The 7,170-nt window shown below is 64.9% G+C and carries 7 protein-coding genes; 2 read left to right on the forward strand and 5 right to left on the reverse strand.

Annotation, left to right across the window (positions count from 1 at the left end):
- Both ENZ75_RS15075 and ENZ75_RS15080 read left to right on the forward strand, forming a co-directional pair.
- Nucleotides 1-1,959, forward strand: a 1,959-nt coding sequence (locus ENZ75_RS15075; RefSeq protein WP_164887829.1) for an indolepyruvate ferredoxin oxidoreductase subunit alpha, incomplete at its 5' end; no start/stop codon positions are given.
- Nucleotides 1,952-3,532 (forward strand): indolepyruvate oxidoreductase subunit beta family protein, encoded by a 1,581-nt coding sequence (locus ENZ75_RS15080; protein WP_063169956.1) that lies wholly within the window; start codon nucleotides 1,952-1,954, stop codon nucleotides 3,530-3,532. The genes ENZ75_RS15075 and ENZ75_RS15080, both read left to right, overlap by 8 nt.
- 1 nt (nucleotide 3,533) lies before the next feature.
- Here ENZ75_RS15080 and ENZ75_RS15085 read toward each other — a convergent pair whose 3' ends face one another.
- From ENZ75_RS15085 to ENZ75_RS15105, 5 genes are all read right to left on the reverse strand, one after another.
- Entirely contained in the window at nucleotides 3,534-5,270 is a 1,737-nt protein-coding gene (locus tag ENZ75_RS15085; protein WP_244514259.1) for a sulfatase-like hydrolase/transferase, read from the reverse strand.
- Nucleotides 5,271-5,444: 174 nt separating this feature from the next.
- On the reverse strand, nucleotides 5,445-5,732 hold the full coding sequence (locus tag ENZ75_RS15090; protein WP_013527963.1) for a hypothetical protein: 288 nt from the start codon (nucleotides 5,730-5,732) through the stop codon (nucleotides 5,445-5,447).
- Between the two features lie 111 nt (nucleotides 5,733-5,843).
- Nucleotides 5,844-6,299, reverse strand: a complete 456-nt coding sequence (locus tag ENZ75_RS15095; RefSeq protein WP_063169958.1) for a periplasmic heavy metal sensor — start codon at nucleotides 6,297-6,299, stop codon at nucleotides 5,844-5,846.
- Nucleotides 6,296-6,748: a hypothetical protein gene (locus ENZ75_RS15100; RefSeq protein WP_082826640.1), complete on the reverse strand. Its 453-nt coding sequence runs from the start codon at nucleotides 6,746-6,748 to the stop codon at nucleotides 6,296-6,298. The genes ENZ75_RS15095 and ENZ75_RS15100 overlap by 4 nt, the downstream gene beginning before the upstream one ends.
- Before the next feature lie 86 nt (nucleotides 6,749-6,834).
- On the reverse strand, nucleotides 6,835-7,170 hold a 336-nt coding region (locus ENZ75_RS15105), incomplete at its 5' end, for a sigma-70 family RNA polymerase sigma factor (RefSeq protein ID WP_128278165.1).

The raw sequence follows: 7,170 nt of genomic DNA on the forward strand, positions 1-7,170 counted from the left end.
CTCGGCGTGCATTTCGAAGCCAGCGCCTCGGAAGCCACTGCCACCGCCATGCTGGCGGCGTCAGTGCATTATCCCATTCGCGGTGCGGCGACCTTCAAGTCGACCGTCGGCACCAATGTTGCCTCCGACGCGCTGGCCAATCTCGCCTCCGGCGGCGTCACCGGCGGCGCGCTGATCATCGTCGGCGAAGACTATGGCGAGGGCTCCTCGATCATGCAGGAGCGCAGCCATGCCTTCGCCATGAAAAGCCAGGTGTGGCTGCTCGACCCGCGACCCAATCTGCCATCGATCGTCAAGGCGGTGGAGGATGGTTTCGAGCTGTCGGAGATTTCCAACACGCCGGTCATGCTGCAGGTGCGCATCCGCTGCTGCCACGTGCATGGCCATTTCATCGCCAAGGACAACAAGCGGCCGCCGATGACGGTCGCCGATGCCCTCGACGCGCCGCGCCGCGACACCGGCCGCATCGTGCTGCCGCCCGCCTCCTTCCTGCATGAGAAGGAGAAGGTGCAGAAACGCTGGCCGGCGGCGGTCGACTTCATCGCCAAGAACAAGATCAACGAGTTCTTCGGCTCGGACCATGGCTCGGTCGGCATCGTCATGCAGGGCGGCATGTACAATTCGGTCATCCGCGCGCTGCAGCGGCTCGGCCTTGCCGACACCTATGGCGACACCGACGTGCCGCTCTATGTGCTCAATGCCGTCTATCCCTTGATCGACGACGAGTTCCTGTCGTTCTGCGAGGGCAAGCAGTCGGTGCTGGTCGTCGAGGAAGGCCAGCCCAACTACATCGAACAGGCCTTTGCTTCGATGCTGCACAAGGCCGGTCGAGGCACCAGGCTGGTTGGCAAGGAGCATCTGCCGATGGCCGGCGAATATACCGGCCAGGTCATGCTCGACGGCATCGGCGCCTTCCTGCGCGCCGAGGCGCCGCATCTGCTGCCGGGCGAGGTGCGCGCGCCCAACAAGGTCGGCGACGGCGTTGATGCAGCCGACCTCATCAATGTCGTGCCGGGCCGTCCGCCGGGCTTCTGCATCGGCTGCCCGGAACGGCCGATCTTTGCCGCGACAAAACTGGTCGAGCAGGAGCTCGGCAAGCATCACATCGCCTCCGACATCGGCTGCCATCTGTTCTCGATCATGCCGCCTTTCGAGCTCGGCGCCACCACCATGGGCTACGGGCTGGGCCCGGCCTCCGCCTCGGCCTTCAATTCGCCTGATGCCAAGCGGCGGTCCATCTCCTTCGTCGGCGACGGCGGCTTCTGGCACAACGGCCTGACCTCCTCAATTGGCAACGCGGTGTTCAACAAGAACGACGGCGTCATCGTCATCGTCGATAATTTTTACTCGGCCGCCACCGGCGGCCAGGACATCCTCTCATCCCGCGCCGGCAACAAGACCAAGTCGACGAAGCATCCGATCACCGAGGCGGTCAAAGGCATGGGCGTCAAATGGCTGCGCCATGTCGACCGCACCTATGACGTGACCAAGATGCAGGACACGCTACGCGAGGCGCTGACGACGGAGGAGAAGGGGCCGAAAGTCATCGTCGCCTCGTCCGAATGCATGCTCAACCGCCAGCGCCGCGAAAAGCCGCTGGTCGACAAGGCGATCAAGGGCGGGACCCGTGTCGTGAAACCGAAGTTCGGCGTGGATGAGGACATCTGTACCGGTGACCATGCCTGCATGCGGCTGTCCGGCTGCCCATCGCTGTCGGTCAAGTCGCTCGACGATCTTTTGCGCGACGATCCGGTCGCGCATATCGACCAGAGTTGCGTCGGTTGCGGCAATTGCGGCGAGGTCGCCGATGCGGCGGTGCTCTGCCCGTCCTTCTATCGCGCCGACGTCGTCCACAATCCAAGCCGCTGGGATCGCTTCCTGGAAGCGGCGCGCCGCGCCACCATCAGCCTGTTGCAGCGTCGCCGCGAAAGCCGGCGCCTGACTTTCGCCGATGCTTGACGCCGTCCCCCCACTTCGCGCCCACGCCAGCGCTCAGGATGGTGAGCGTGTCATCAAGCTCGCCGTGCTGGCGGTCGGCGGCCAGGGCGGCGGCGTGCTCGCCGATTGGATTACCGATGTCGCCGAGCGCAACGGCTATGTCGCGCAGTCGACCTCGGTCGCCGGCGTCGCCCAGCGTACCGGCGCCACCATCTACTATGTCGAGATGGCCCGCGACACCGGCCGGCTGCCGGTCTTTGCGCTGTCGCCCTCGCAAGGCGACGTCGACATACTGATCGCGGCGGAGTTGATGGAAGCCGGCCGCGCCATCATTCGCGGCTTCGTCACGCCCGAGCGCACCACGCTGATCGCCTCCTCGCACCGCATCGCCGCCGTGTCGGAAAAGATCGAGCCGGGCGACGGCCGCGCCTCGTCGTCCAAGGTGCATGCAACGGCGGAGGCCGCATCGAAGCGCTTCATCGCCTTCGACATGGAGAAGATCGCCGCCGACAATGGCTCGATGATCTCGGCCAGCCTGCTTGGCGCGCTGGCGGGGTCGGACGCGCTGCCGTTCACGCGCGAAAGCTACGAGCAGGCGATCGGCGCGGGTGGTCGGGGCGTCAAGGCCAGCCTTGCTGCCTTCGGTGCCGCGTTTGATCGTGCGCGCGGCACGGCAGCACCGGCGCCTAGGCCGGCCGAGCCAGCGATCGTCGAATCTGCCCTGGGCGCCGGACAGGTGAGTGGCCCGCGAAACCTGCTGCAAGGCTGGCAGGCCTTGGCTGCCCGCATCGATCTGTTGCCGGTGGCCGTGCGCGATATGGCGCTTCGAGGCTTGAGAAAGGTCGTCGACTATCAGGACATCGCCTATGGGCGCGACTATCTCGACCGGTTGGACAAGGCCGTCGCGCTGGACGGGCCGATTCAGGGCTACGGCTTGTCCATCGCTGCCGCCAAGCATCTGGCCAACGCGCTGTGCTACGACGACATGATCCGCGTCGCCGATCTCAAGACACGTTCGACGCGCGACAAACGCGTGCGCCGCGAGGTCGGCGTCAAGGATGGCTCGATCCTGCAGGTGACCGAATATTTCCATCCGCGCATCGAGGAGTTCTGCGGCACGCTGCCGGCGGGTCTGGGCAGCTACATCGAAAACCGGCCGAAGCTCGCCGCCTTTCTCGATCGTCGCATCAATCATGGCCGCCGCATCCGCACCGACAGTTTTGCCGGCTTTGCCGCTCTGTGGTTCATCGGCGGCCTGCGTCGCTGGCGCCGCAGCCTGCTGCGCCACAAGGTCGAGGTCGCTCATCTCGATGGCTGGTACGCGCTGGCGCTCGACCATGTGCCCCAGGATTACGCACTGGCCGTCGAAATCCTCAACTGCCGCCGGCTGATCAAGGGCTACAGCGACACCCATGTCCGGGCGCAGTCGAAATTCGACCGGGTGCTGTCCGCGCTCGACATGGTCAAGGGCCGCACCGACGCCGCCGACTGGATCCGCCGCCTGCGCGAGATCGCGCTGAAGGACGAGAAGGGCGACATGCTGGACGGTGCGCTGAAGACCGTGGCGACGCTGGGGCCGGATACGATAGACTGATTTAACGGGCATCCACCGATTGGAGCGGCGCCAGCCCATGCAGCGGCACCGCTTCCGGGAACAGATGCAGCAGGCCTGTATCGACGCGCCGGCGCAGATGCGCATCGACCTCCGCACGATCCTGACAACCATGGAACCTGCCGCCGCAATGGTCGCGCAGGCGCACGAGATCGGCCATGACAGGCGACATCGGCAGGCCGGCGGCGTCGAGCAGGCTTGCGCTGAGGAAGCCGATGTCGAGCGGGGCCAGGTCAGGCATCGGATGGCGCAAAGGATGGTTGAAGGTGGTGAGCGTGTAGAAAGTGCGATAGGCAAGCGAGCCAGGGGTCGCCAAGGCGTCGTCCCCGGCGATCGCCTCGACGAACGGCTTGGTCGCCGACGACTGGTGATCGCCGAATTCGAGCACCACGGCGCCGCGTTCACCGGCATCCGCTTGCCTCTTGTCGAGGAAATCCTGGAAATCGCCGCGCGCTACCGCCATCCGGCGCAGATACTCATTGGCTTGGAAATCGCCCGAGAAAGGCTCGCCCTCGACCTTCAGCCCGGGCTCCATCCGCCCCTCATAGGGTGAGTGCGGAAACATGGTCTGGATTTCGAGGAACAGCGGCCGGCCGTCTTCCCTATGGTGCCTGGCGATGAATGCCTCGGCCGCCTGGTAATAAAAGTTGTCGCGCAGGTGATAGAAGGGCGCGGCGATGTCCTTGATGTCGAGCACGGTCTCGAAACCGATCGATTTCAGGAACGGCCCTTCATTGACGAACGAAAAGTCCATCGGCGTCATCACGACAGTCCGATATCCGCAGCGCGCCAGCACCTCCGGCAAGGCTCCGGCGACCTTGTCCTGCAGGGTGATGGTCAGATAGGGGCTTCGCCAGCCGAAATCGGTGGCCGACAGGCCGGTCATCAGCGACAGATTGGTGATCCAGGTGCCGCCGCCAAACGTCTCGACCTGCATCTGGTGCGGCGTGCCGGCCCCCGGTGCGAATCTCTGCAGGAATCCCGCGCCGTTGCCGACCTGCGGAAAATAGCCGGGATCGGACTGGCTTTCGCTGAGCACGAAAAAGACGTCGGGAAGATCAGCCCGGTCGCCGCAATCGACCGTGTCGGCAAAAGGCGGCTGCGGCGCCACGGCTTGCAGCCGCTTTTCGAAGCCCGATTCTACAACGAGGTTGTGCAAATCCAGCAGCGAGACGAAGAAGGCCGACATGTGCCGGCCCTGCATGTAGTAGAAATAGCGGTCCTTCGAGGCCTCGGCCGGAAAGGTCAGCGGCACCAGAACGACGAGCGCCGCCATGACCAGGACGCGTGCCGACACCGGCCAGCCGATTTTCCGATCGATCCGGAACAGAAGCACCGCCGCCCCGATGCCGAGCCCTAGGGCAATGACGACCGGCGCGATCAGATGGAGGTAGGAGCCGAGCAGGAAACGATACACTTCCGGGTCCCTCGACACGAAGACCGTGTCGTAGAAGTGCAGCGAAAATCCTTTCAGCCGGAACTTGATCGCCGAAACCACGGTGACGAAGGCAATGCCCATCCAGGCGAGGTAGACGGAAAAGGCAAGGCGCCCCGAAGCCAGGAACAGAAGTCCGGCAAGGGCAGCCACCAGCGCCAGCGAGAACGGCACCGACAGCCATTCGTGCTCGGCCCGTCCGGCGGCGAAGACGCCTGCAAGGCTGACCACGGCCAGCGTCAGCGGATGGCAGAGCACCCGTCCAAGACCTTGAAGCTGAACCACAGATTTTCCCACGAAGATGCCTGAGCACAGTTTCGGGAAATTCTTCGATTATTTGCGGGCTAAGAACAAATGTATAGTGGATTTAACCTTAACTCGGCTGGTCGGGATTGTCCGGTGCGCGCCAGCGCTCGCGCGGGGCCGCCCCGAAAGGTGCCTGGCCCCGCGGTGCTTTGATCAGTAATGGTGCCAGTGGCGCCAGTGATGATGCGGATGCCAGACGTAGGCCGGACCGTGCCAGTAGTGGTAGCGCGGGCGCACGACGACGACGCCGTTCGGCACGCAGCGGCCCCATCTGTTGGGGTGCCAGCCGATGCCGCAGCCCCAGCGGACATGCTCGACCAGTGCCGGGGTGGCTGGCTTCGCAACGGACACGATGGGCATTGCGCTGGAGGCGGAGGCTGTCGCGACAGTTCCACCGATGGCCAGGATAGCGGTTGCTGCATAGTTTTTCAGGCGACTCATAATTGGACTCCGAGTGCTTTCGACGATGAAGATGGCCGTCCTGTATGGTGCACAGGGCAGGCTTGTCCCTTCGCATCGTTAAACGGCGTCTCCGGTCTTTTCCGTCGGTCGTCATGGCGATTTTTTTGGCGTAACGGTGGCGCGGCGTTCCATATGGCGCAGCAACGCCTGTGCCAGCACGCTCCGGTTTTCAGGCGATGTGCTCGCCGCGAAGTCGACAATGGCCTGTTCAAGCCGGCTGCGCACCGTCACATCGGCATCGCGTGCCCGTTCCAGGGCGGCGGACAAGGCGGCCTTGTCCATGACAGGCTGCTGCAACAGGTCCGCTGCCTCCTGCCTCGCCTGCTGGCCATCGAGAATGATCTGACGGGACTGCACGCGAACCTGGCGCAGCGCCTCGCGGAACGCCTTGCGATCCTGGTCGGGAAGGTGTCGGCCGGCCGATTCCAGCGAGAAGCCCGATTTGGCATTTCTCAGCCAGACCGCGCCACCGACAAATGCGCTGGCCAGAAAGACGTTCAGCACCACGGAAGCAATGACCAGACCACGGACCCAGCGCGTACTCATAGGCTTTCCTCACCGTTCTCGGCATCCGGGCCGGCATCGCCAAACGCCGTCACATTGGCATCCAGCACAGTGTGGTCCGGCTGGACCTCGGGCGTGATGACGGTCACCAAAGCCAGTCCTGCCACGGCGCCGGCCAGGCCAATGCCTGCGAGTCCCAGCCCCAGCCACCAGAACCGCTGCCGCCGGCGTTGGACAAGGTGCCGGCCGGCGACCTGCAGGATACTGCCGTGCAGCGCTTTACCGGGGGCGTCGACGCGGTAGCTGTCGAGCAGCGCGTCAAGTGTCCCGGCCTGCCTCAAGATGGCCTCGCCCGCGTCGCTTGCGGCAAAGACCGTGCCGGCCATTCGCTCGGCCTCGGGCCATCGCCGCAAGTCGCCGCCATAGGCCTGCGCCAAGGCGGCAAAGCGCCTGGCATCCATTGCGGGTTCGTTCCTGGACCCTTCAGCCATGTGTCTCCCCCTTGCCCGTCGGCGCCGAGCGCCAGGCGGCACCAGCAAGGCGCAATGGCCGTGCTGCGTTGCTGCTTGCCCGGCGTTTACTCATCGGCGCCATCCTCCGCCAGGATCGCTTGCAGCGACCGCCGGCCGCGCGCGAGCAGGCTTTCCAGGGCATCGACGCTGATCTGCAGTGTCGCTGCCGCCTCGATATTGGACATCCCCTGATAGTAGACCAGAACGATCGCTTCGCGCTGGCGCGGCGCTATGGCTTGCAGCGCCCGTTCGACCCGATGGGCTTCTTCCTCGGAATGAGCATCGGGAAGCGGCGCAGGATCGGCGACGTCCGGCAGGTCGCCGGTCACCCACTCGCGCCTGCGACGCAGCCGGTCGTAGCAAAGGTTGAGCGTCACCCGGTGGATCCAGCTGTCGAAGCG

It is taken from the genome of Mesorhizobium sp. M7A.F.Ca.CA.002.04.1.1 (assembly GCF_004022805.1).
GTDB classification, from domain to species: Bacteria; Pseudomonadota; Alphaproteobacteria; order Rhizobiales; family Rhizobiaceae; genus Mesorhizobium; species Mesorhizobium ciceri.